Source organism: Pseudomonas sp. Irchel 3E13, assembly GCF_900187455.1.
Lineage (GTDB): Bacteria > Pseudomonadota > Gammaproteobacteria > Pseudomonadales > Pseudomonadaceae > Aquipseudomonas.
The window spans coordinates 1-22,209 of the sequence record NZ_FYDX01000017.1; the positions used below are offsets into that span (position 1 = coordinate 1).

Consider the following 22,209-nt stretch of genomic DNA (forward strand, 5'->3'; position numbering starts at 1 on the left):
GTGATGCTGATAATCTTGCTGACTATCAGTCCAAATTCACAAGCACCCACACGAATTGCTTGATTCAATTGTTAAAGAGCGGTTGGTTAAGAGCTTTTCGTCTCAACCGAGGCGCGCATTCTACGCTTTCCTCTCAGCCTGTCAAGCGTTTATTTTGAAGTTTTTCAGAATTTCTCTTTCAACTTCAAACACTTGACTCGCTGCGATCTCTCGTCAGCGGGAGGCGAATTCTACAGCGTTACAACCTGCTGTCAACTGCCTTTTTTCACCGCTTTCGGTGGAGACCGAAACACTTCCTACGCTACCTGAAACTTCTAACTCATTGAATCTCAAGGAGTTTTCCGTTTCGACTGCGCCGGAAGTGGGGCGAATTATAGACAGATAAAACGGGGCGTCAAGAACTAATTTGAAATTGATCAAAATCAGCTTTTTAGGCCCCGTTTTATTGCTTCTATATATAGAAGCGCTGCCTTAAAGAACCCTGGCCTCGCGCAAACGCAGGATATCGTCCGCCCCCAGCCCCAATACGCTGCTCAGGACCTGCTCGGTATGTTCGCCCAACAGCGGCGGAGCATTGCGGTACTCCACCGGTGTCTCGGACAGTCGAATAGGACTGGCCACCTGCGGAACGCTGCCCCCCAACGAATGAGGGATATCGATGGCCAGACCTCGAGCCTTCACTTGCGGGTCCGCGAACATCTGCGCCAGGTCGTTGATCGGACCACAAGGGACACCTGCCTGCTCCAACTGACTAACCCACTCGGCCGTAGTCTTGAACACCGTGGCCTGGCGAATCAGCGGGATCAGCTCGGCGCGGTTGGCTACCCGCAGCTTGTTGGTAACGAAACGCGGATCGTCCGCCCACTGAGGCTGACCCGCAACCTCAGCGAACTTGCGGAATTGGCCGTCATTACCCACCGTCAGGATGAAGTCTCCATCTGCCGTGGGAAAGTCCTGATAAGGCACGATGTTCGGGTGTGCGTTACCCAGCCGCCGCGGAGGCGTACCCGTGGTGAGGTAGTTCATTGCCTGGTTGGCCAGACAAGCCACCTGCACATCCAGCAACGCCATATCGATGTGCTGCCCGCCGCCATGCTGATCGCGGTGGGCGAGGGCGGCCAGGATGGCGACCGTGGAATACAGCCCGGTGAGGATGTCCGTCAGCGCCACGCCGACCTTCACCGGGCCGGCGCCGTCTTCGCCCTCGGGGCGACCCGTCAGGCTCATCAGCCCGCCGAGCCCCTGAATCATGAAGTCGTAACCGGCGCGCTTGGCATACGGCCCGGTCTGGCCGAAGCCGGTGATCGAGCAATAGATAAGCTGCGGGTTCACCTGACGCAGGCTTTCATGATCCAGCCCATAGGCTTTCAGCCCGCCCACCTTGAAGTTCTCGATGACGATATCGGACTTCGCTGCCAGCTCGCGCACCAGGCGCTGACCCTCTGGCTGGGTGAAGTCGATGGTCACCGAGTGCTTGTTACGGTTGGCGGACAGGTAGTAAGCCGCTTCGCTGGTGTTCTCGCCGTTGACGTCCTTGAGGAAGGGCGGGCCCCAGGCCCGGGTGTCATCGCCCGCACCCGGACGCTCGACCTTTATTACCTCCGCCCCCAGGTCCGCGAGGATCTGGCCGGCCCATGGCCCGGCCAACACCCGGGACAGATCCAGCACCCGCAAATGAGAAAGCGCGCCCATGGGCTGGCTCCTTATTAATAGAAGGCCTGGATACCGGTTTGTGCGCGACCGAGGATCAGCGCGTGCACGTCATGGGTACCCTCGTAGGTGTTGACCACTTCGAGGTTGACCAGGTGACGGGCAACACCGAACTCGTCGGAGATGCCGTTGCCGCCCAGCATGTCCCGCGCCAGACGGGCAATCTCCAGCGCTTTGCCGCAGGAGTTGCGCTTCATGATCGAGGTAATCTCCACCGCAGCGGTACCTTCGTCTTTCATGCGGCCCAGACGCAGGCAGCCTTGCAGGCCCAGCGTGATTTCGGTCTGCATGTCGGCCAGCTTTTTCTGGATCAGTTGATTGGCCGCCAGCGGGCGACCGAACTGCTGACGATCCAGGGTGTATTGACGAGCCGTGTGCCAGCAAGCTTCGGCGGCACCCAGGGCGCCCCAGGAAATGCCGTAACGCGCCGAGTTCAGGCAGGTGAACGGACCTTTCAGGCCGCGCACGTCCGGGAAGATGTTCTCTTCCGGCACGAACACGTTGTCCATGACGATCTCACCGGTGATCGACGCCCGCAGGCCAACCTTGCCGTGAATCGCTGGCGCGCTCAGACCTTGCCAGCCTTTCTCCAGGACGAATCCACGGATATCGCCGGCATCGTCCTTCCCCCAGACCACGAACACGTCGGCGATCGGGCTGTTGGTGATCCACATTTTGCTGCCGCTCAGGCGATAGCCGCCGTCGACTTTCTTCGCCCGGGTAATCATCGAGCCTGGGTCGGAGCCGTGGTTCGGTTCGGTCAGGCCGAAGCAGCCAATCCATTCACCGCTGGCCAGCTTGGGCAGGTATTTCTGTTTCTGTGCTTCAGTACCGAACTCATTGATCGGCACCATCACCAGCGAGGACTGCACGCTCATCATCGAGCGGTAGCCGGAATCGATACGCTCCACTTCACGCGCGATCAGGCCGTAGCACACGTAGTTCAGGCCACTGCCGCCGTACTGCTCGGGGATGGTCGCGCCCAACAGGCCGACTTCGCCCATTTCGCGGAAGATCGCAGGATCGGTCTGTTCATGACGGAAGGCTTCCAGCACGCGTGGCGCCAGCTTGTCCTGGGCGAAGTGGAAAGCGCTTTCACGCACCATGCGCTCTTCTTCGGTGAGCTGCTGATCGAGCAGCAGCGGATCGATCCAGTTGAAGCTTGCTTTGCCGGCCATGAGGGAGTCCTCGAAGTAGGGAAGGGAGATGTTTTTGTCGTGCATTGATCCTAGGCCTGAACGGGCAGGGCGACAAACGAGGATTGCGCATACTCTTGTGATGTTTTCTCACTCCGTGGCAGGCTGAGAGGCCATTTCCACCGCTGATTAGTGAGGTTGACGTATATGCGGCGCAAGATCCCTAGCACTACGGCCCTCGTCTGCTTCGAGGCCGCGGCCCGCCACGAGAGCTTCACCAAGGCGGCGCAGGAACTGTCACTCACCCAAGGCGCCGTCTGCCGACAGATCGGTGGCCTGGAGGAGTTCCTCAATGTCGAACTGTTCCGCCGTTCGCGGCGCGGGGTGAAGCTCACTGAAGCGGGTTTGTCCTACAGCCGGCGAGTGGCGACACAACTGGATGCGGTGGAGCGCGACACCCTATCGGTGATGGGCCAGCAAGGTGCCAACGTGATCGAGCTGGCGGTCGTGCCGACCTTTGGCACGCAATGGTTGTTGCCGCGACTGAAGGACTTCCAGCAGCGCCACCCGGAGGTGACGGTCAACCTCACGAACCGGACGCGGCCCTTCCTGTTTGCCGACACCCATTTCGATGCCGCGATCTACTTTGGCGATGCCGACTGGTCCGGTACGCAATCCCACCGCCTCATGGGAGAAAACCCGGTGCCGGTGTGCAGTCCGTCGCTGCTCGGGCCGCATCCTCACCTGACGCCACAGACCATCGCGCAATTGCCCTTGCTGCAGCAGACCACTCGGCCCTACGCGTGGCGCCAGTGGTTCGACAGCGTGGACATGAATGTCGCCCGGGACATGACAGGCCCCCGCTATGAACTATTCTCGATGCTGGCCCAGGCGGCCATGCATGAGATGGGTGTGGCGCTGATTCCGCCCTTCCTGATCCAGCGCGAACTGGAAGAGGGCCGCCTGGTGATCGCCAACCCGCACGCGCTGTCCAGTATCAAGGCGTATTACCTGATGATCCCGGAAAGGAAGGTGGAATCGGCTTCCTTGCGTGCTTTTCGCGATTGGCTGGTGAGCGAGGCTCAGCGCTACGCCGCGGCCCACAAGGACGAAACAGGATTACTGACCCAGTAGTCAATAAACATGAAGCCCTACAGATGTATGGAAATGTCGCATAGGCGACAACTGTTTCAGTCACGTTCAAAACCCCGTCAAACCCCACTGTTTTCGGGGCTTTCCTGCCATTCAAACGACGTTTTTCGTGGCCCACATGAAAATTGTCAGAAAATTTTTAATTTTTCTTTTAATGTCGCTAAAGCCCGTATTTGACGGGCTGGAGCCGAATCGTTGCGACATACGGTCACAGGGTGACTTGTAGTTTGTTTGTCGTTTCCATTCAGAACCCATTGAAGCGATTAAGGATCGCTTGCAAAATGCCGCGCCCCGCCTCGTTCAGGCGGGATCGTGCTGATCGGCCGCCCAGACGCACCAACCGTAGTGCGCTGGTTCAACTACAAAAGATCACGCAGGAGAATACGACGTGCACATTGGTGTTCCTCTCGAAACGCAGACGGGCGAAACACGGGTCGCTGCCACTCCCGAAACCATCAAGAAACTGGTGGGACAGGGTCATCAGGTCACTGTGCAACGCGGAGCCGGCCTCAACGCCAGCATCCCGGACAGTGCCTATGAGGCTGCCGGCGCCGTCATGGGAAGCGCCGCCGATGCGTTTGGCGCGCAGCTTGTCCTGAAAGTTGTAGCGCCCGACGACAGCGAACTGGGCCAGATCAAGAGCGGTACCGTGCTCGCGGGCATGCTCAACCCGTTCAACAACGAACTCATCGCCAAGATGGCCGAATGCGGCATTACCGCCTTCGCCCTCGAAGCCGCGCCACGCACTTCCCGGGCCCAGAGCCTGGACGTGTTGTCCTCGCAGGCCAACATCGCCGGCTACAAGGCTGTGTTGCTCGCCGCTCACCACTATCCACGCTTCATGCCGATGCTGATGACCGCCGCCGGTACGGTGAAAGCCGCCCGCGTGCTGATTCTCGGTGCCGGTGTGGCCGGCCTGCAGGCCATTGCCACGGCCAAGCGCCTGGGTGCAGTGATCGAAGCCTCGGACGTGCGTCCGGCGGTGAAGGAGCAAATCGAATCGCTCGGTGCGAAGTTCCTCGATGTGCCGTATGAAACCGACGAAGAACGCGAATGCGCCGTAGGCGTCGGCGGCTATGCCCGACCAATGCCAGCCAGCTGGATGCAGCGTCAGGCGCAAGCCGTACACGAACGCGCGAAGCAGGCCGATATCGTCATCACCACCGCGCTGATCCCGGGCCGCAAGGCACCGACGCTGCTCAGCGCCGAGACCGTGGCGCAAATGAAGCCAGGCTCGGTGGTCATCGACCTCGCCGCAGCCCAGGGCGGCAACTGCCCGCTAACCGTTGCCGACCAGGTGGTACAGGTGAACGGCGTCACCATCGTCGGCCCGACCAACCTGCCCGCGCAGGTCGGTGCCGATGCTTCGGCGCTGTACGCCCGTAACCTGCTGGACTTCATGAAGCTGCTGTTCGACAAAGACGGCGCGCTGACGATCAACCTCGAAGACGACATCGTCGCCGCGTGCCTGATGTGCCGCGACGGCCAGGTCATCCGCAAGAACGGATAAGGAGCCAGACAATGGAAGACATGCTGATCTCTCACGGCGTCTATAACCTGATCATCTTCGTGCTGGCGATCTATGTCGGTTACCACGTGGTCTGGAACGTCACGCCCGCGCTGCACACCCCGCTGATGGCCGTCACCAACGCCATCTCCGCCATCGTCATCGTCGGCGCCATGCTCGCCGCCGCCCTGACCGTCACCCCGCTGGGCAAGGTCATGGGCACCCTCGCGGTCGCCCTGGCAGCGGTGAACGTATTCGGTGGATTCCTCGTCACCCGGCGCATGCTGGAGATGTTCAAGAAGAAGGCCGCAAAGGCTGAGGGGCAGAAGTAAAAATGAGCATGAACCTGGTAACTCTTCTCTACCTGGTCGCTTCGGTGTGCTTCATCCAGGCCCTGAAAGGCCTGTCGCACCCGACCACGTCCCGCCGCGGCAACCTGTTCGGCATGCTCGGCATGGCGCTGGCGGTGGTCACCACCGTCGGCCTGATCTACAAGCTTGGCGCCGAGCTGGCCACTGATGGCATCGCCTACGTACTGGTCGGCCTGCTGGTCGGCGGCAGCGCCGGCGCGATCATGGCCAAGCGCGTTGAAATGACCAAGATGCCGGAGCTGGTGGCGTTCATGCACAGCATGATCGGCCTGGCGGCGGTATTCATCGCCATCGCCGCGGTGGTCGAGCCGCAATCGCTGGGCATCGTCAGCAGCATCAGCGACCCGATCCCCGCCGGTAACCGCCTGGAGCTGTTCCTTGGCGCGGCCATCGGTGCGGTCACCTTCTCCGGTTCGGTCATCGCCTTCGGCAAGCTCTCGGGCAAGTACAAGTTCCGCCTGTTCCAGGGCGCACCGGTACAGTTCGCCGGCCAGCACAAGCTCAACCTGGTGCTGGGCCTGGCCACCATCGGCCTGGGCCTGGTGTTCACCTTCACCGGCAACCTCACTGCCTTCGCAGTCATGCTGGCCCTGGCGTTCGTCATGGGCGTGCTGATCATCATCCCGATCGGCGGCGCGGACATGCCGGTGGTGGTGTCGATGCTCAACAGCTATTCGGGCTGGGCGGCCGCCGGTATCGGCTTCTCGCTGAACAACTCGATGCTGATCATCGCAGGCTCCCTGGTGGGTTCGTCCGGTGCGATCCTCTCGTACATCATGTGCAAGGCGATGAACCGTTCCTTCTTTAATGTAATCCTCGGCGGTTTCGGTGGTGCAGCAGATGCCGGCGGCCCGGCGGGCGCGCAAGAGGCCCGTCCGGTGAAGTCCGGCTCGGCCGACGACGCGACCTTCCTGCTGAGCAACGCCGACACCGTGATCATCGTTCCCGGCTACGGCCTGGCGGTGGCCCGTGCCCAGCATGCGCTGAAGGAACTGACCGAGAAGCTGACCCACAACGGCGTGACCGTGAAGTACGCGATCCACCCGGTGGCGGGCCGTATGCCTGGCCATATGAACGTGCTGCTGGCGGAAGCCGAAGTGCCGTATGACCAGGTGTTCGAGATGGAGGACATCAACTCCGAGTTCGGCCAGGCCGACGTGGTGCTGGTGCTCGGCGCCAACGACGTGGTCAACCCGGCGGCGAAGAACGATCCGAAGTCGCCGATCGCCGGCATGCCGATCCTGGAAGCCTTCAAGGCCAAGACCATCATCGTCAACAAACGCTCGATGGCCAGCGGCTATGCCGGCCTGGACAACGAACTGTTCTACCTCGACAAGACCATGATGGTCTTTGGCGACGCCAAGAAGGTCATCGAGGACATGGTCAAAGCGGTGGAATAAGCCCCTCGCGGTACTGTGACAAAAAGCCCCAGCGCGGTAACGCCTGGGGCTTTTTCGTCCCCGGCCCGCCGACGGAAGGCTCTATTTCCGGGCTTCGCCTACGACCTTGGTCGCGCGACGAACATTTGCGAAATCACTAGACTGCGCATCTAGCTTCAGTAGCCCGAGATAACAATCCATGTACCGTGATCGCATTCGCTTGTCCTCGCTGCACAGTAAAGTCATGAGCGCGGAAGACGCCGCCGCCCTGATCCAGGACGGCATGACCGTCGGCATGAGCGGTTTCACCCGTGCCGGTGAAGCCAAGGCCGTTCCCCACGCACTGGCCGAACGGGCCAAGCAGTCACCGCTGAAAATCAGCCTGATGACCGGCGCCAGCCTTGGCAACGACCTGGACAAGCAACTGACCGAAGCCGGTGTGCTCGCTCGCCGCATGCCATTCCAGGTCGACAGCACCCTGCGCAAGGCCATCAACGAAGGCAAGGTGATGTTCATCGACCAGCACCTGTCGGAAACCGTCGAGCAACTGCGCAACGCCCAGCTCAAGCTGCCGGACATCGCCGTCATCGAAGCCGTGGCGATCACCGAGCAAGGCCACATCGTGCCGACCACTTCCGTGGGCAACTCGGCCAGCTTCGCGATCTTCGCCAAGCACGTGATCATCGAGATCAACATGGCGCACAACGCCAACCTCGAAGGCCTGCACGACATCTATATCCCGACCTACCGCCCGACCCGCACGCCAATCCCGCTGGTCAAGGTCGACGACCGCATCGGCAGCACCGCGATCCCGATCGACCCGGCGAAGATTGTCGGCATCGTCATCACCAACCAGTCCGACTCGCCGTCCACCGTGCTGCCGCCGGATGAAGAAACCCAGGGTATCGCCAACCACCTGATCAACTTCCTCAAACAGGAAGTCGATGCTGGCCGCATGACCAACAAGCTCGGCCCGCTGCAGGCCGGTATCGGCAACATCGCCAACGCGGTGATGTGCGGCCTGATCGAATCGCCGTTCGAAGACCTGAACATGTACTCCGAAGTGCTGCAGGACTCGACCTTCGACCTGATCGACGCCGGCAAGCTGAGCTTCGCCTCGGGCAGTTCGATCACCCTGTCGAGCCGCCGCAACGCCGACGTATTCGGCAACCTGGAGCGCTACAAGGACAAGCTGGTACTGCGTCCGCAGGAAATCTCCAACCACCCTGAAGTGGTCCGTCGCCTGGGCATCATCGGCATCAACACCGCGCTGGAGTTCGACCTGTACGGCAACGTCAACTCCACCCACGTCTGCGGCACGCGGATGATGAACGGCATTGGCGGCTCGGGCGACTTCGCCCGCAACGCGCACCTGGCCATCTTCGTCACCAAGTCGATCGCCAAGGGCGGCGCGATTTCCAGCGTCGTTCCGATGGTCAGCCATGTGGACCATACCGAGCATGACGTCGACATCCTGGTGACCGAGCAGGGTCTGGCCGACCTGCGCGGCCTGGCGCCACGCGAACGCGCCCGGGTGATCATCGACAACTGCGTGCACCCGGATTACCGCGAGGCGCTGAACGACTACTTCATCCGCGCCTGCGAGCGTGGCGGTCATACCCCGCACATCTTGCGCGAGGCCTTGGCTTGGCACGAAAACCTGGAAGAAACCGGGCGCATGCTCGCCGGTTGATCCATGACAGTTGGCAGCCGGTGACGTGCAATGCGCACCGGCTGTACAGTTGCCTCATTCAAATTCACAAAAACTGTTCTACTGTACCGGTAATATCCCACATCTTTTCCACCTCACGACCCTCCCCTTGACTATAAATGCACCAAAAGTGCGCAGACCAGTACAGTTGCGCGTATTTTGAGTGCAACAGCACCCTTAAACAGTTAACTGGACCCTCACAATCAAGGTGAACTGTATCTACTGTTATGGACGGCGGAGGAGGATCATTGGCATCAGTTAAACCACTAGCCAATGCCGCCATAAGCGGAAGGAAGACATCATGGAACGTACCCTCAGTTCCGATCTGATTTTCGAAAACAACGCTCAACAATCCCAAGCCGCTCTGCCTCTGCGCCTGCTGGCTAACCTGATGCTGTGGCAGCGCCGCATCTCCAGCCGCCATCAACTGGCCCGTCTGGATGCCCGCCTGCTGGCCGACGCCGGTATCAGCGAAGCACAGCGCTACGAAGAGCTGAGCAAGCCTTTCTGGCGTTAAGCCAGGAGCGCCGGCCAAGGCCGGCACCGAATTCCGAGAAACCCGTCGCAGGTAACTGCTGACGGGTTTTTTCGTTCTGGAAGGTGCGAAATAGAGCGCCCAGCTTCAGAAGCAGTACAATTTCCACAAAGCAAAAAAAGACCATAACAGTTACATCCGACGCCGTTTCGCTTACCCCGTGTTACGCTTGCTTCACGCAGCTTGACTCACCCGTAGCGCAATAAGCTGAGCGCGCGTCTGACATTCAGATGACCAAAGCCCTACTCAGGAGATCGACCATGTTCCGTACCCGCTTGCTGGGCGCCGCCGTCTTGCTGGCCCTGGCCTCGACTGCCCAGGCCACCAGCTTCGTTGTCACCACCGACGCCGTCGTAGGTGCCGTGGCCGCTTCCACCGATGCCACTTCCGATGTGTCCTCCTCGTTCCGTGACGACAAGATCGTCCGCGCCGCGCGTGACGACGCCGCAAGCTTCGTTGCCAGCAACGGCGACATCCGTGGCGCGAAGCTGGAAAGCGCCTTCATCCACATCCGCCAGCAACAGCCAATGCTGCAGGCCAGCGACGCACAACTGGCCCAAGCGATTCTGGCGATCTGATCCGACACGGGTCGTCCGCCCTCGAAACACCAGGCAAAACACCCGGGCCGACCGCTCTGGCCCGGACTTGCGCATTGGGATAGCCTTTGCCGCCTCGACTCCGAAGGCACTGTTTCCCCATGCGTTATTTGCCATTGCTGCTTGTGCTGTTCGGGCCCGGCACCGCCCTGGCCTTCGATATGACCACTGCCACACTCGTCGTCAGCGGCTACGCCACCAGCCAAGTGACCACCGCTCCGTTCGATCGCAAGTGGGTTCTGGCCGCCCGCGATGACGCCGCGGCCTTCATTGCCAGCGACGGCCAGTTGCGCGGCGCGCAGTTGGAGGCGGTCATCCAGCGATTGCGCCATGAAAACCCCGAACTTCATGCTCCCGACCTTGAACTGGCGCAGGCAATTCTCGTCCAATGACCACACCTGTTTTTCCCGGAGATGTTCCATGCGTAATCCGCTGATTGCCGCCACCCTCGGCTTCCTGCTGCTGGCCGACGTAGCCCAGGCACACACCGTGGTCGCCACCAGCAACATCATCGTTCGCGCCTTTGGCCGCTCGATCGATTTCACGTCCGACACCACCACCTCGATCCGCGACTCGAAAGTCGTCCGCGAAGCCCGCGACGATGCCGCCAGCTTCGTCGCCAGCAACGGCGACATCCGTGGCGCGCAACTGGAAGCCGCTTTCGACACCCTGCGCCAACGCGTCCCGGAAGCGCGCCAGGCCAGTGATCAGGTCCTGGCCGAAGCTATCCTGGCCCTGTGAAATCCCTGCGTAACTGGCTGCTGAGCGGTGCACTGGCACTGTTCAGCGTCCCCGCGTTGGCCGACCTGCAACTGGTGTTGCAGGACGACAGCCTGACTTCATCCCAGCGCCAGGCCACCCAGGCGCTGCTGGATGAAGCGATGGAGAAACTTCCGCCCAGCTTCAAGACCCGCCTCGACCGCACCATCACGGTCAGTTGGGACGCGCGCATGCCCGAAGACGCCTACGGCCAGGCCTCGCTGGTGTCCACACTGGCGCTCAATCGCCGCCTGCTGCCCAGCCTCACCGACGGCAGTGCCGTCACACAGAATACCGGTCGCCCCCATGGCACCGTGCGCCAGGAATTGCTGGCCACCGTCCTCCACGAAACCACCCATATCTACGACCGTGCCCGGCTTTGGCCCGACGACGAGCGGCGGCTGATCTTCCAGTGCAAACGCCAGAACGACAGCCAGGGCAAGGTGGGGCTGCGTGATGAATGCCGCGGCCAGCCCGAACGCCGCTTCACCCTCAGCGATGATCCGCGCCTGCTCGACCTTGCCGGCTGGCCGCAATACGTTGGCCGTCGCGGCGAACGCGAGCAGCACAATCGCCAGATCGCCCGCAGCCCGGACAGCTATGAGCTGAGCAGCCCCAAGGAATTCATCGCGGTCAACATGGAGTACTTTCTCCTCGACCCGAGCTATGCCTGCCGCCGCCCGGCCTTGCAGGCTTACCTGAGCAAGCACTTCGGCTGGGCGCCGGCGCATTCGGCCTGCGAGCCGGCACTGCCGTTCCTCAATGCCGGCAACGATTTCGCCAAGCAACCGCTGGGGCAGATCGACCCCGAGCGCGTCTATGCGGTCGATTACCTGCTGGCCGAAGCCAACCAGAACTGGGTCAGCCGCTGGGGCCACAGCATGCTGCGCCTGGTGATCTGCGCCCCTGGCCGGCCACGCGGGCCGGACTGCCGCCTGGACCTGGACCAACACCTGGTGCTGTCGTACCGGGCGTTCGTCAACGATGTGCAACTGTCCAGTTGGGATGGCCTGGTCGGTGCCTACCCGTCGCGACTGTTCGTACTGCCGCTGGGCCAGGTCATCGATGAATACACCAAGACCGAGCTGCGCAGCCTCGCGTCGATCCCGCTGAAGCTGTCCCGCGAGGAGCTCGAGGCCCTGGTGCGTCAGGCACTGGAGATGCACTGGAGCTACGACGGCAACTACTTCTTCCTGTCCAACAACTGCGCGGTGGAAACCCTCAAGTTGCTGCGCAGCGGCACCGCCAACCCGCGCCTGACCAGCCTCGACAACATCATGCCCAACGGCCTGCTGGAAGTGCTCAAGGGCCGCGGTCTGGCCGATACCAGCGTGCTGGACGATCCGCGCGAGGCGCTGCGCCTGGGCTATCGCTTTGATTCCTACCGTGATCGCTACCAGGCGATGTTCCAGATTCTCAAGAAGCAGTTGCCGGTCCCCGCCGACAGCGTCGAAAGTTGGCTGGAACAGAGCGCCGAACAGCGTCGCCCGTGGTTCGACCGCGCCGACCTGCGCACCAGCGCCGCCTTGCTGCTGCTGGAACAGGCCGGACTGCGCCGGCAGTTGCTGCTGGCCCAGGACGAGGTCAAGCAGCGCTACCTGACCGGGCGCGCGCTGGAGGACGGCAGCGTGGCCAAGGCCAACAACACCTTGCAGCAGATCCTTGCCAACAGTGGCTTCCTGAGCAAACCGGCGGAATTGCTGGGGGAGGGCGGCTATGGCCTGCCGCAGCCCGCCGAGCGCCAGCAACTGGAGCAGAGCAGCAGCCAGCGCCAGCAACAGTTGCAGGCGTTGAGCGTGGACCTGGACACGGAAGTGCGCGCCTTGCTCGGGCCGGAGCGCGCGGCGCAGATCAAAGCGGTGGAAGCCAATATCAAACAGCTCGGCGAGCACCTGCGGGCCTTGCACAAGGCCGCGGGCGGGCTAGAACTGCCTTAGGCCTCAGAGTGATTCGTGCCGCTCGCTGGGCAACTGTTCGTCCAGGTGCAGCCAGGGCAAGCGGCTCTCGGTCCAGATATGCCGGTTTGGCGGCACGGATTCCGGATCATCCAGCGTGGTGACGGTGATATCGATGGTTTCCGGGCTCAGGTCGGTGGTCAGGGCCAGATGCGCGCCACAACGGCTGCAGAAATAACGCACGCAACTGGCGGACGAGTCGTAGCGCTGCGGGGTTCCGGTCAACCACTGGAAGCCACCGCAGGGCACGGTGACCCAGGTGACCAGCAAACCGCCGGTGACCCGTCGGCAGATCGAGCAATGACAGTGGGCGACATCGGTGAGCGGGCCTTCGGCCCGGTAGCGCAGGGCGCCGCAGTGGCAGCCGCCCTCGTGGAATTGAGTCATTTGTTCAGCACTCCTTGTTGATGCAGATTCAGCCGTGGTTCTTGGGGCCTCATCGCGAGCGAGCTCGCTCCTACAGGGTAACCATTGCCTGTAGGCGCGAGCTTGCTCGCGAAGGCGGTCCCGAAAAATACCTCTCGTCACCTTTCAACCCTCGAAAGCTGGCTGAAAGCTTAGCCCCTTAGCATCGCCTCACCACCGGCATAGCGACCGGCGCGCCAGGGCATCCGATTTACCGAGCCCGGCCCAATCAACAAGAACAATGGTGATTCTGATGTCCTTCCGTACCTTCCTGCGCCCTGATTTCCCCCCGCTACTCCAGACACAGCGCCTCGACCGCTGATCCGTCCGTCACGTCCCTGTCCCGACGCACTACGCCTGGAGTACCCCCATGCTGACCTTCCTCGGCTTCGCCATGGTCATCACCTTCATGTACCTGATCATGACCAAGCGCCTGTCGGCCTTGATCGCGCTGATCCTGGTACCGATCCTGTTCGCCCTGTTCGGCGGCTTTTCCAGCAAGATCGGCCCGATGATGCTGGAAGGCATCAGCAAGCTCGCCCCAACCGGCGTGATGCTGATGTTCGCCATTCTCTATTTCGCCCTGATGATCGACTCCGGCCTGTTCGACCCGGCCGTGCGCAAGATCCTCAAGCTAGTCAAAGGCGACCCGTTGAAAGTCTCGGTCGGCACTGCGGTGCTGGCCCTGGTCGTCTCGCTCGACGGTGACGGCGCCACCACCTACATGATCTGCTGCGCCGCGATGTTGCCGCTGTACAGCCGCCTGGGCATGAGCCCGCGGATCATGGCCGGCCTGATCATCCTCGCCGGCGGGGTGATGAACATGACCCCGTGGGGCGGCCCGACCGCCCGTGCCGCCAGCGCGCTGCATGTGGACCCGTCGGACATCTTCGTGCCGATGATCCCGGCCATGCTCGCCGGTGTCGTGGCGATCCTGGCCATCGCCTACATGTACGGCAAGCGCGAGCGCGCCCGTCTCGGCGAGTTGCACCTGCCGGGTGACGAGATCGACCACAGCGAAATCACCGTTTCCCAATACCCGGACGCCCGCCGCCCGAAACTGCTGTGGTTCAACGGCGCCCTGACCGCCGCGCTGATGGTCGCGCTGATCGCCGGCCTGCTGCCGCTGCCAGTGCTGTTCATGATCGCCTTCAGTATCGCGATGATCGTCAACTACCCATGCCTGCAACAGCAGAAAGACCGCATCGCCGCCCACGCCGGCAGCGTATTGGCGGTAACCGGGCTGATCTTCGCCGCCGGTATCTTCACCGGCATCCTGTCCGGCACCGGCATGGTCGAGGCCATGTCCAAGAGCCTGCTGGCTGTGATCCCGGACGCGCTGGGCCCGTACCTGGCGGTGATCACCGCGATCGTGAGCATGCCGTTCACCTTCTTCATGTCCAACGACGCCTTCTACTACGGCGTGCTGCCGGTACTCTCGGAAGCCGCCAGCCACTACGGCATTTCGCCAGTGGAAATGGCCCGCGCCTCGATCGTCGGACAGCCGGTTCACCTGCTCAGCCCGCTGGTGCCCTCGACCTACCTGCTGGTCGCCCTGGCCGGCATCGAGTTCGGCGACCACCAGCGCTTTACCCTGAAGTGGGCAGTGCTAGTCTGCCTATGCATAATGCTCGCCGCGCTGCTCATGGGAATTTTCCCGCTGTTCAGTAGCCTCTAGTAAACAGATCCACCCAACCCGTTTGCGCGCCTGATCCGGCGCGCAACGTCATACACCTGAAGGAACAAACATGGAATGGCTGACCAACCCGGAAATCTGGGTTGCCCTTTTCACCCTGACCGCACTCGAAATCGTGCTCGGGATCGACAACATCATCATGATCTCGATCCTGGTCAGCCGCATGCCCAAGCACATGCAGCAGCGCACCCGGATCTTCGGCCTCGCCCTGGCGATGGTCACCCGCATCATGTTGCTGCTGTCGATCACCTGGGTCATGCGCCTCACCGCCGACCTGTTCGAAGTCTTCGGCCAGGGCATTTCCGGCCGTGACCTGATCCTGTTCTTCGGTGGCCTGTTCCTGCTGTGGAAAAGCTCCCAGGAGATCTACCACGGCCTCGAGGGCGAAGACGAAAGCGCCGACGAGACTACGACGAGCGCCGGCGGCAAGTTCCTGTACACCATCATCCAGATCGCCATCATCGACATCGTGTTCTCCCTGGACTCGGTGATCACCGCGGTTGGCATGGTGTCCCACGTGCCGGTCATGGTCGCGGCAATCATCATCGCCGTACTGGTGATGATGCTCTGCGCCAAGACCATCAGCGATTTCATCGACAAGCACCCGTCGCTGAAAATGCTCGCGCTGTCGTTCCTGATGGTGGTCGGTACCGTGCTGATCGCCGAAGCCTTCGACGTGCATGTGCCGAAGGGCTACGTCTACTTCGCCATGGCCTTCTCGCTGGCCGTGGAAGCCGTCAATATCCGCATGCGCACGGCGATGGCGAAGAAACGCAAAGAAGCACAGAGCGAACCGGTGAAACTTCGCAAGGACATCCCGGGTCAGTAATACTGGCCAGTTGCTGAATCAAGGCCCCTTCCGGGGCCTTTTTTCATTGTGGCGGCAACAGCGGCGGTTTCTCGGCTTTATCTGCCAGAACCCGCCAACCCTGCTGGCGCCAAGGCCTCTGGCGAACTAAAGCTTAAGTGAGCACTGGAAAAAACCGCCGTTGCCAACGGCCAGGCTCCGCGCACATTCATTGGCCCCGCTGGGGCAGACACACAGGGGGCCCGTTCATGCTGACCCTGCTCAATCTATTGTCAGCCGTCGCCCTGCTGATCTGGGGCACACACATCGTCCGTACCGGCATCCTGCGGGTCTATGGTTCAAACCTGCGCCGGGTAATCAGCCAGAACATGTCACGCCGGCCACTGGCGTTCATCGCCGGCATTCTGGTCACCGCCATGGTGCAAAGCAGCAACGCCACGGCGATGCTGGTCACTTCGTTCGTCGGCCAGGGCCTGATGGCGCTGACCCCGGCCCTGGCGATCATGCTCGGCGCCGACGTCGGTACCGCGCTGATGGCGCGGGTGCTGACGCTCGACTTGTCATGGCTGTCGCCGCTGCTGATCTTCCTCGGGGTGATTTTCTTCCTGTCACGCAAGCAGACCCGCGCCGGTCAGCTCGGACGCGTGGGCATCGGCCTTGGGCTGATCATCCTGGCGCTGCAATTGATCGTCGAGGCGGCGACGCCCATCACCACCGCGCAAGGAGTGAAAGTCCTGTTCGCCTCGCTGACCGGCGACATCCTCCTCGATGCCCTGATTGGCGCGATGTTCGCCATGATTTCCTACTCCAGCCTCGCCGCCGTGCTGCTGACCGCCACCCTGGCCGGCGCCGGGGTGATCGGCCTGCCGGTCGCCATCGGCCTGGTCATCGGTGCCAACATCGGCAGCGGCCTGCTGGCCTTTATCAGCACCAGCATGCGTAACAGCGCCGGGCGCCAGGTGGCGCTGGGCAGCCTGCTGTACAAGCTGATCGGCCTGCTGGTGACCATTCCGCTACTGACCCCGCTGGTCGCCTGGATGGACAGCCTGACGTTCAGCCCGGCCGAACTGGTGATCGGTTTCCACCTGCTCTACAACAGCCTGCGCTGCCTGACCCTGCTGCCCACGGTCAAGCTGATGGCCAGGGCCTGCAGCTGGCTGCTGCCCGAACGCCCGGAAACCAACGGCCACACCACCCCGCGCCACCTCGACCCGACCGCCCTCGCCACACCGAGCCTGGCCCTGGCCAATGCCGTGCGCGAAACCCTGCGCCTGGGCGATCTGGTGGACACCATGCTCGAAGCCATGAACAGCGTGCTGCGCGGCACCCAGACCGCCGTGACCCAGGAAATCCGCGTCCTGCATGACGATGTCGAGTCGCTGTACAACGCCATCAAGCTGTACCTGGCGCAAATGCCGCGGGAAGACCTCGGCGAACAGGACAGCCAGCGCTGGGCCGAGATCATCGAGCTGGCGATCAACCTGAAGATGGCCAGCGACCTGATCGAACGCATGCTGCGCAAGATCCAGCAGCAAAAGACCTCGCAGCGCCGCGAGTTCTCCGAAGTGGGCCTGGAAGAACTGACCGGCTTGCAGGGCCAGTTGCTGGCCAACCTGCGCCTGGGGCTGTCGGTGTTCCTCAGTGCCGACCCGGAGAGCGCCCGCCAGCTACTGCGGGAAAAACGCCGCTTCCGCGCCCAGGAGCGGCGCCTGGCTCACGCCCACGTCAGCCGCCTGCAACGCAAGGTGGTGCAGAGTATCGAGACCAGCTCGCTGCACCTGGAACTGATCGCCGACATGAAACGACTGAACTCATTGTTCTGCAGCAGTGCCTATGTGGTACTGGGTGGACACGACACCGGCGGCTTGCTGATCGACGCCGTGCCGGACGAGATTCACTCGCCGTGACCCTTTACTGCGTCGACACTCTGCAAGGAAGCCCTGCATGCGTTGCCTGATGTTCGTTTGCCTGTTGCTGGGCGCCATGCCCGGCTTTGCCCTGGACCGCACGCAAGTCGAGGGCTATCTGCTGCCCAATGGCCTGCAAGTGCTGCTCAAACCGGGCTACGAACGGGACCATGTGTCGATCCGCCTGGTGGTCGGTATCGGTTTCGATGACTTTCCCTGCGACCGGCAAGAACTGCCGCACCTGCTCGAACACTTGCTGTTCAGCGGCATTGACGACAGCGGCGAAGGCGGCCTGGAACAACGCATTCAGGCCCTCGGCGGGGAATGGAACGCCTACACCAGCAGCGCCGATACCACCTTCGTCATCGAAGCGCCGGCCCGCAACCAACGCAAAGTGCTCGACCTGCTGCTCGCCTTGCTGCAGCAGACCCAGTTCGATGACGACGCGCTGGCGCAGTCCAAGCGCATCATCGAGCGCGAAGACGGTGGCCACTATTCCCACCTGCAACGCTGGCTCGACCGCCAGGCCATCGGTCACCGCGCCAGCGACCAGTTGGCGGTGGAGCTTGGCCTGAAATGCGCCGAGCGCTCCGATCTGGACGACATGACCCTGGAACAGGTCGACGAGATCCGCCAGCGCTGGTACGCGGCCAACAACATGACCTTGATCATCGTCGGCGGCCTCGACCGTCTGCTGCCGGCTTATCTGGAGCGCTCCTGGGCTGAGCTGGAGCCCGTGGAACCAGCCGAGCGGCGGGCGCTGGATGGCGTCAGCCGGCAGGCCGAGGAAAACCGCACGCTGGTGCGCGGCCTGCTGGGCAACGGCGCGCGGCTGAGTTGGTTGTTCCTGGAGCCGGTGCTGGACAACGAGCACGACCAGACCCTCGATCTGGTCCAGCGCTACCTGGACTGGGCGCTGTACAGCGAACTGCGCCTCAAGCACGGCCTGTCCTACGGACCGTGGAGCCAGCGTGAAACCTTTGGCGACAGCGGCATGCTCAGCTTGAATGCCGACCTGGAGCGCGATCAGGTCGAAGAAGCGGAAGAGGTGATGCAGGACCTGATCAGGCGCCTGCGTGACGAGGGCCTCGACCCGTCTACCTTCGAACGGATCAAGGCGGCGGCCATCGACCGCGAATCCTGGACCACCCAGGGCAACAGCGCGTTGGCGGACTATTACTGGGGCGCTTTGAACACCTATGCCGATGGGCATTTCGTCGACCCGAAACAGCGCCTGCGCGGGGTGAGCCTGGAAGAGGCGAACCAGGCGATGCGGGAATTGTTCAAGACCACCGGGTATGTGCGGGTGGAGAAGCCGTTGCTGGGGTATGACGAACTGTTCTGGTGGGGCGTGTTGGGGTTGGTTGTGGTGGTGGGTGGCGGGGTTGCCTGGTATCGGCGCAGGTCCGCTGGATAGGCGGGCATCCATCGCGAGCAAGCTCGCTCCTACGCGCGTCTTTGTATGCCGCTCTGCCGCCCCAAAATCGACCAAACCGGAGTATTCTTGTAACCGTTTCTTACAGCCCTCTGCGAATGTCCCCATGCCTATCTACGTCCAGCGCCTCATCGAACTGATCAAGCGCTATCCCGGGGTCATCGCACTCGGTGGTTTCCTCTCCGGTATCGGCAGCTTCATCCTGGTCGATCGCCAGGAAAGCCTAGCCAGTTGGGTCGCGATCCTGATGCTGGTGAGCTGGGTCTGGCTGATGCTGGAAAACAGCTTCACCCAGTTGTTCGCCCGCCTGTTCAAGCGCGAAATCCCGCAACCGCTGCTGCGCTACGCGACGCAGATGATCCACCAGGAAAGCCTGTTCTTCGTCCTGCCGTTCTTCTTCGTCACCACCACCTGGAACAGCGGCCAACTGATCTTCACCGGTCTGCTGGGCGCCGCCGGGCTGGTGTCGATCATCGACCCGCTCTACTACCGCTGGGTCGCGCCCCGGCGCTGGCTGTTCCTCGCCCTGCACACCCTGACGCTGTTCGCCGCGATGCTCACGGCGCTGCCGATCATCCTCCACCTGACCACCGCCGAGAGCTTCAAGCTCGCGCTGGGGGTGTCGATGTTGCTGTCCTTCCCGAGCCTGGCCAGCAGCTTCCCGATCAACAATGCGCGCCGGGCGATCGCGTTGGTGCTGGTGACCCTCTCGATCGGCGGTGCCGGCTGGTTGCTGCGTTCCTGGGTGCCGCCGGCGACCCTGTGGATGACCGAAGTGGCGATCAGCAGCCAACTGCAGAACCGCACCCCCGGCGACAGCCTCAAACAGGTCAGCGCCAGCCAGATCCGCAGCGCCGGACTTTACGCCTACACCGCGATCAAGGCCCCGCGCGGGCTGAACGAGCGCATCTATCACGTCTGGCAATTCAACGGCAAAGAGGTTGATCGCATCGCCCTCGACATCAATGGCGGGCGCAAGGAAGGCTACCGCGCCTGGACCCACAAACAGGTGTTCCCGGCCAACCCGGTGGGGCGCTGGCAGGTCCGGGTGCTGACCGAAGACGGCCAGGTGATCGGCGTGTTGCGCTTCCGCGTGGTTGATGATGGTCAAGCATCCGCCACACAGTGACGCTATGCTCAGGGCTTTGTAGGAAAAGTGCCTGCGCGACGATCAGGCTGCGTTCAAGCGCCCATGGACCTCCGGAGCCTATGACCCGTATTACCAGCCCCGCCAGCGCCATTCTCGACACGAGCCAAAGCCCGCCGCGCCTGCGGCTTAGCGGTGACTGGACGCTGGCCAACTACGCCAGCCTCAAGCAGAACACCGCGGCCCTCAGCGGCCAGTACGACAGCAACACCCCCGTGGACCTGGACCAACTCGGCAAGCTCGACACCGCCGGCGCCTCGCTGCTGGTGGAATTGCTCGGGCCCGAGCGCCTGGCGCAACTGGAAAGCGAAAGCCCGCTGCCGCCCGCCAGCCGCCACCTGCTGCACAGCGTGCAGGCTTCATTGACCGAGTTCTGCATCCCGCCGCGCGTTACCCAGCTTCCGGTAATGACCCAACTGATGGCGCGCATCGGCGCGGCGGTGGATACCCTCTGGCAGGACAGCCGCCAGCTACTCGGTTTCATCGGCCTGATCATCACCACCCTGGCCCGGCGCGCACTGCAACCCAAACGCTGGCGCATCACCTCGGTGGTCGCCCATATCGAACAGACCGGCCTCGACGCCGCGCCCATCGTCGCCCTGCTGACGTTCCTGGTGGGCGCGGTGGTGGCCTTCCTCGGCGCCACGGTGCTGGCCAGCTTCGGCGCCAGCATCTTCACCGTCGACCTGGTCGCCTTCTCCTTCCTGCGCGAATTCGGCGTGCTGCTGACCGCCATCCTCATGGCCGGCCGCACCGCCAGCGCCTTCACCGCGCAGATCGGCTCGATGAAGGCCAACGAGGAGGTCGACGCAATTCGCACCCTCGGCCTGGACCCGGTGGAGCTGCTGGTGATCCCGCGCGTGCTGGCGCTGCTCATCTCCCTGCCGCTGCTGACGTTCCTGGCGATGCTCTGCGGCATCGTTGGCGGTGGGGTGGTCTGCGCGCTGTCGCTGGACATCTCGCCGGCGATGTTCCTTTCGCTGCTGGAAGACGACATCGGTGTGCAGCACTTCCTGGTGGGGATGGCCAAGGCGCCGTTCTTCGCCTTCCTGATCGCCGCGATCGGTTGCCTGGAAGGCTTCAAGGTCAGCGGCAGCGCCGAGTCTGTGGGCGCCCACACCACCTCGGCGGTGGTCCAGTCGATCTTCGTGGTGATCGTCCTCGACGCCGTGGCCGCGCTGTTCTTCATGGAGATGGGCTGGTGAGCCGGCCCGACGCCCGCGAGGCGGTGATCGAAGTCCGTGGCCTGTGCAACCGCTTTGGCAGCCAGAGCGTGCACGAGCAACTCGACCTGGACCTGTACCGCGGTGAAATCCTCTCGGTGGTCGGCGGCTCCGGCAGCGGCAAGTCGGTGCTGCTGCGCAGCATCATCGGCTTGCGCCGGCCCAACGAAGGCACGGTGCGGGTGTTCGGCCAGGACTTGTCCAACGCCAACGCGAACGAGCGCTCGCTGATCGAACGGCGCTTCGGCGTGCTGTTCCAGAAGGGCGCGCTGTTCTCCTCGCTGACCATCACCGAAAACGTCGCCCTGCCGCTGATCGAACACGCCGGCCTGAGCCGCGACGACGCCGAGCACCTGGCCGGGGTCAAGCTGGCCCTGGCCGGCCTGCCGCAATCGGCGGCGGACAAGTTTCCCGCCTCGCTGTCCGGCGGCATGATCAAACGCGCCGCTCTGGCTCGCGCGCTGGCGCTGGACCCGGACATCCTGTTCCTCGACGAACCCACCGCCGGCCTCGACCCCATCGGCGCGGCGGCCTTCGACCAATTGATCCTGACCCTGCGCGATGCCCTCGGCCTGAGCGTGTTTCTCATCACCCACGACCTGGACACGCTCTACACCATCAGCGACCGGGTCGCGGTACTGGCACAGAAGAAGGTGCTGGTGGCCGCGCCCATCGACGAAGTGGCCCAGACTGACGACCCGTGGATCCACGAGTATTTCCATGGCCCGCGTGGCCGGGCGGCGTATCAGGCCGCCACAGCGCTGAAGGAGAAATGAA

20 protein-coding genes are annotated in these 22,209 nt (G+C 62.6%); 17 read left to right on the forward strand and 3 right to left on the reverse strand.

Annotated features, from left to right (window positions below; translation table 11 throughout):
• Window positions 1–471 precede the first annotated feature (471 nt).
• A complete protein-coding gene (locus tag CKW37_RS25705; protein ID WP_095159012.1) occupies window positions 472–1,692 on the reverse strand; it encodes a CaiB/BaiF CoA-transferase family protein in 1,221 nt (406 codons plus the stop codon).
• Window positions 1,693–1,706: 14 nt separating this feature from the next.
• The gene (locus CKW37_RS25710; protein WP_095159134.1) at window positions 1,707–2,888 is read right to left on the reverse strand and encodes an acyl-CoA dehydrogenase; all 1,182 of its coding nucleotides are present in this window, start codon (window positions 2,886–2,888) and stop codon (window positions 1,707–1,709) included.
• A 165-nt stretch (window positions 2,889–3,053) separates the two neighbouring features.
• Between CKW37_RS25710 and CKW37_RS25715 the strand changes: the two genes are divergently transcribed.
• The 10 genes from CKW37_RS25715 (at window position 3,054) to CKW37_RS25760 (ending at window position 12,793) form a co-directional block, all read left to right on the forward strand.
• Window positions 3,054–3,980 carry a LysR family transcriptional regulator gene (locus tag CKW37_RS25715; RefSeq protein ID WP_095159013.1) on the forward strand — a complete coding sequence of 309 codons (927 nt, stop codon included), beginning with the start codon at window positions 3,054–3,056 and terminating at the stop codon, window positions 3,978–3,980.
• Between the two features lie 406 nt (window positions 3,981–4,386).
• Window positions 4,387–5,508 carry a Re/Si-specific NAD(P)(+) transhydrogenase subunit alpha gene (locus tag CKW37_RS25720; RefSeq protein WP_095159014.1) on the forward strand — a complete coding sequence of 374 codons (1,122 nt, stop codon included), beginning with the start codon at window positions 4,387–4,389 and terminating at the stop codon, window positions 5,506–5,508.
• An 11-nt stretch (window positions 5,509–5,519) separates the two neighbouring features.
• Window positions 5,520–5,837, forward strand: a complete 318-nt coding sequence (locus CKW37_RS25725; protein WP_009403440.1) for an NAD(P) transhydrogenase subunit alpha — start codon at window positions 5,520–5,522, stop codon at window positions 5,835–5,837.
• 2 nt (window positions 5,838–5,839) lie between these two features.
• Window positions 5,840–7,276, forward strand: a complete 1,437-nt coding sequence (locus CKW37_RS25730; protein ID WP_095159015.1) for an NAD(P)(+) transhydrogenase (Re/Si-specific) subunit beta — start codon at window positions 5,840–5,842, stop codon at window positions 7,274–7,276.
• 178 nt (window positions 7,277–7,454) lie between these two features.
• The gene (locus CKW37_RS25735) at window positions 7,455–8,948 is read left to right on the forward strand and encodes an acetyl-CoA hydrolase/transferase family protein (protein WP_095159016.1); all 1,494 of its coding nucleotides are present in this window, start codon (window positions 7,455–7,457) and stop codon (window positions 8,946–8,948) included.
• Window positions 8,949–9,267: 319 nt separating this feature from the next.
• Entirely contained in the window at window positions 9,268–9,483 is a 216-nt protein-coding gene (locus CKW37_RS25740; protein ID WP_095159017.1) for a DUF1127 domain-containing protein, read from the forward strand.
• Window positions 9,484–9,761: 278 nt separating this feature from the next.
• On the forward strand, window positions 9,762–10,079 hold the full coding sequence (locus CKW37_RS25745) for a DUF2388 domain-containing protein (RefSeq protein ID WP_095159018.1): 318 nt from the start codon (window positions 9,762–9,764) through the stop codon (window positions 10,077–10,079).
• Window positions 10,080–10,198: 119 nt separating this feature from the next.
• The gene (locus CKW37_RS25750) at window positions 10,199–10,489 is read left to right on the forward strand and encodes a DUF2388 domain-containing protein (protein ID WP_095159019.1); all 291 of its coding nucleotides are present in this window, start codon (window positions 10,199–10,201) and stop codon (window positions 10,487–10,489) included.
• 28 nt (window positions 10,490–10,517) lie between these two features.
• Window positions 10,518–10,838: a DUF2388 domain-containing protein gene (locus CKW37_RS25755; protein ID WP_095159020.1), complete on the forward strand. Its 321-nt coding sequence runs from the start codon at window positions 10,518–10,520 to the stop codon at window positions 10,836–10,838.
• Entirely contained in the window at window positions 10,835–12,793 is a 1,959-nt protein-coding gene (locus tag CKW37_RS25760) for a DUF4105 domain-containing protein (RefSeq protein ID WP_095159021.1), read from the forward strand. Before CKW37_RS25755 ends, CKW37_RS25760 begins: the two co-directional genes overlap by 4 nt.
• Window positions 12,794–12,796: 3 nt before the next feature.
• On the opposite strand, the gene CKW37_RS25765 is transcribed toward CKW37_RS25760, so the two are convergent.
• A complete protein-coding gene (locus CKW37_RS25765; RefSeq protein ID WP_095159022.1) occupies window positions 12,797–13,198 on the reverse strand; it encodes a GFA family protein in 402 nt (133 codons plus the stop codon).
• 388 nt (window positions 13,199–13,586) lie between these two features.
• Between CKW37_RS25765 and CKW37_RS25770 the strand changes: the two genes are divergently transcribed.
• The 7 genes from CKW37_RS25770 (at window position 13,587) to CKW37_RS25800 (ending at window position 22,208) form a co-directional block, all read left to right on the forward strand.
• Entirely contained in the window at window positions 13,587–14,894 is a 1,308-nt protein-coding gene (locus tag CKW37_RS25770) for a CitMHS family transporter (RefSeq protein WP_095159023.1), read from the forward strand.
• 70 nt (window positions 14,895–14,964) lie between these two features.
• Complete coding sequence (locus CKW37_RS25775) at window positions 14,965–15,741, forward strand: TerC family protein (protein ID WP_095159024.1); 777 nt, start codon at window positions 14,965–14,967, stop codon at window positions 15,739–15,741.
• A gap of 227 nt (window positions 15,742–15,968) precedes the next feature.
• The gene (locus CKW37_RS25780) at window positions 15,969–17,627 is read left to right on the forward strand and encodes a Na/Pi cotransporter family protein (RefSeq protein ID WP_095159025.1); all 1,659 of its coding nucleotides are present in this window, start codon (window positions 15,969–15,971) and stop codon (window positions 17,625–17,627) included.
• A gap of 37 nt (window positions 17,628–17,664) precedes the next feature.
• Window positions 17,665–19,044, forward strand: coding sequence for a pitrilysin family protein (locus CKW37_RS25785; protein WP_095159026.1), 1,380 nt, complete (start codon window positions 17,665–17,667; stop codon window positions 19,042–19,044).
• Window positions 19,045–19,168: 124 nt separating this feature from the next.
• Window positions 19,169–20,191, forward strand: coding sequence for a DUF5924 family protein (locus CKW37_RS25790; RefSeq protein ID WP_095159027.1), 1,023 nt, complete (start codon window positions 19,169–19,171; stop codon window positions 20,189–20,191).
• 80 nt (window positions 20,192–20,271) lie between these two features.
• On the forward strand, window positions 20,272–21,414 hold the full coding sequence (locus CKW37_RS25795; RefSeq protein ID WP_095159028.1) for an ABC transporter permease: 1,143 nt from the start codon (window positions 20,272–20,274) through the stop codon (window positions 21,412–21,414).
• A complete protein-coding gene (locus tag CKW37_RS25800; protein ID WP_095159029.1) occupies window positions 21,411–22,208 on the forward strand; it encodes an ABC transporter ATP-binding protein in 798 nt (265 codons plus the stop codon). The genes CKW37_RS25795 and CKW37_RS25800 overlap by 4 nt, the downstream gene beginning before the upstream one ends.
• Window position 22,209 lies beyond the last annotated feature (1 nt).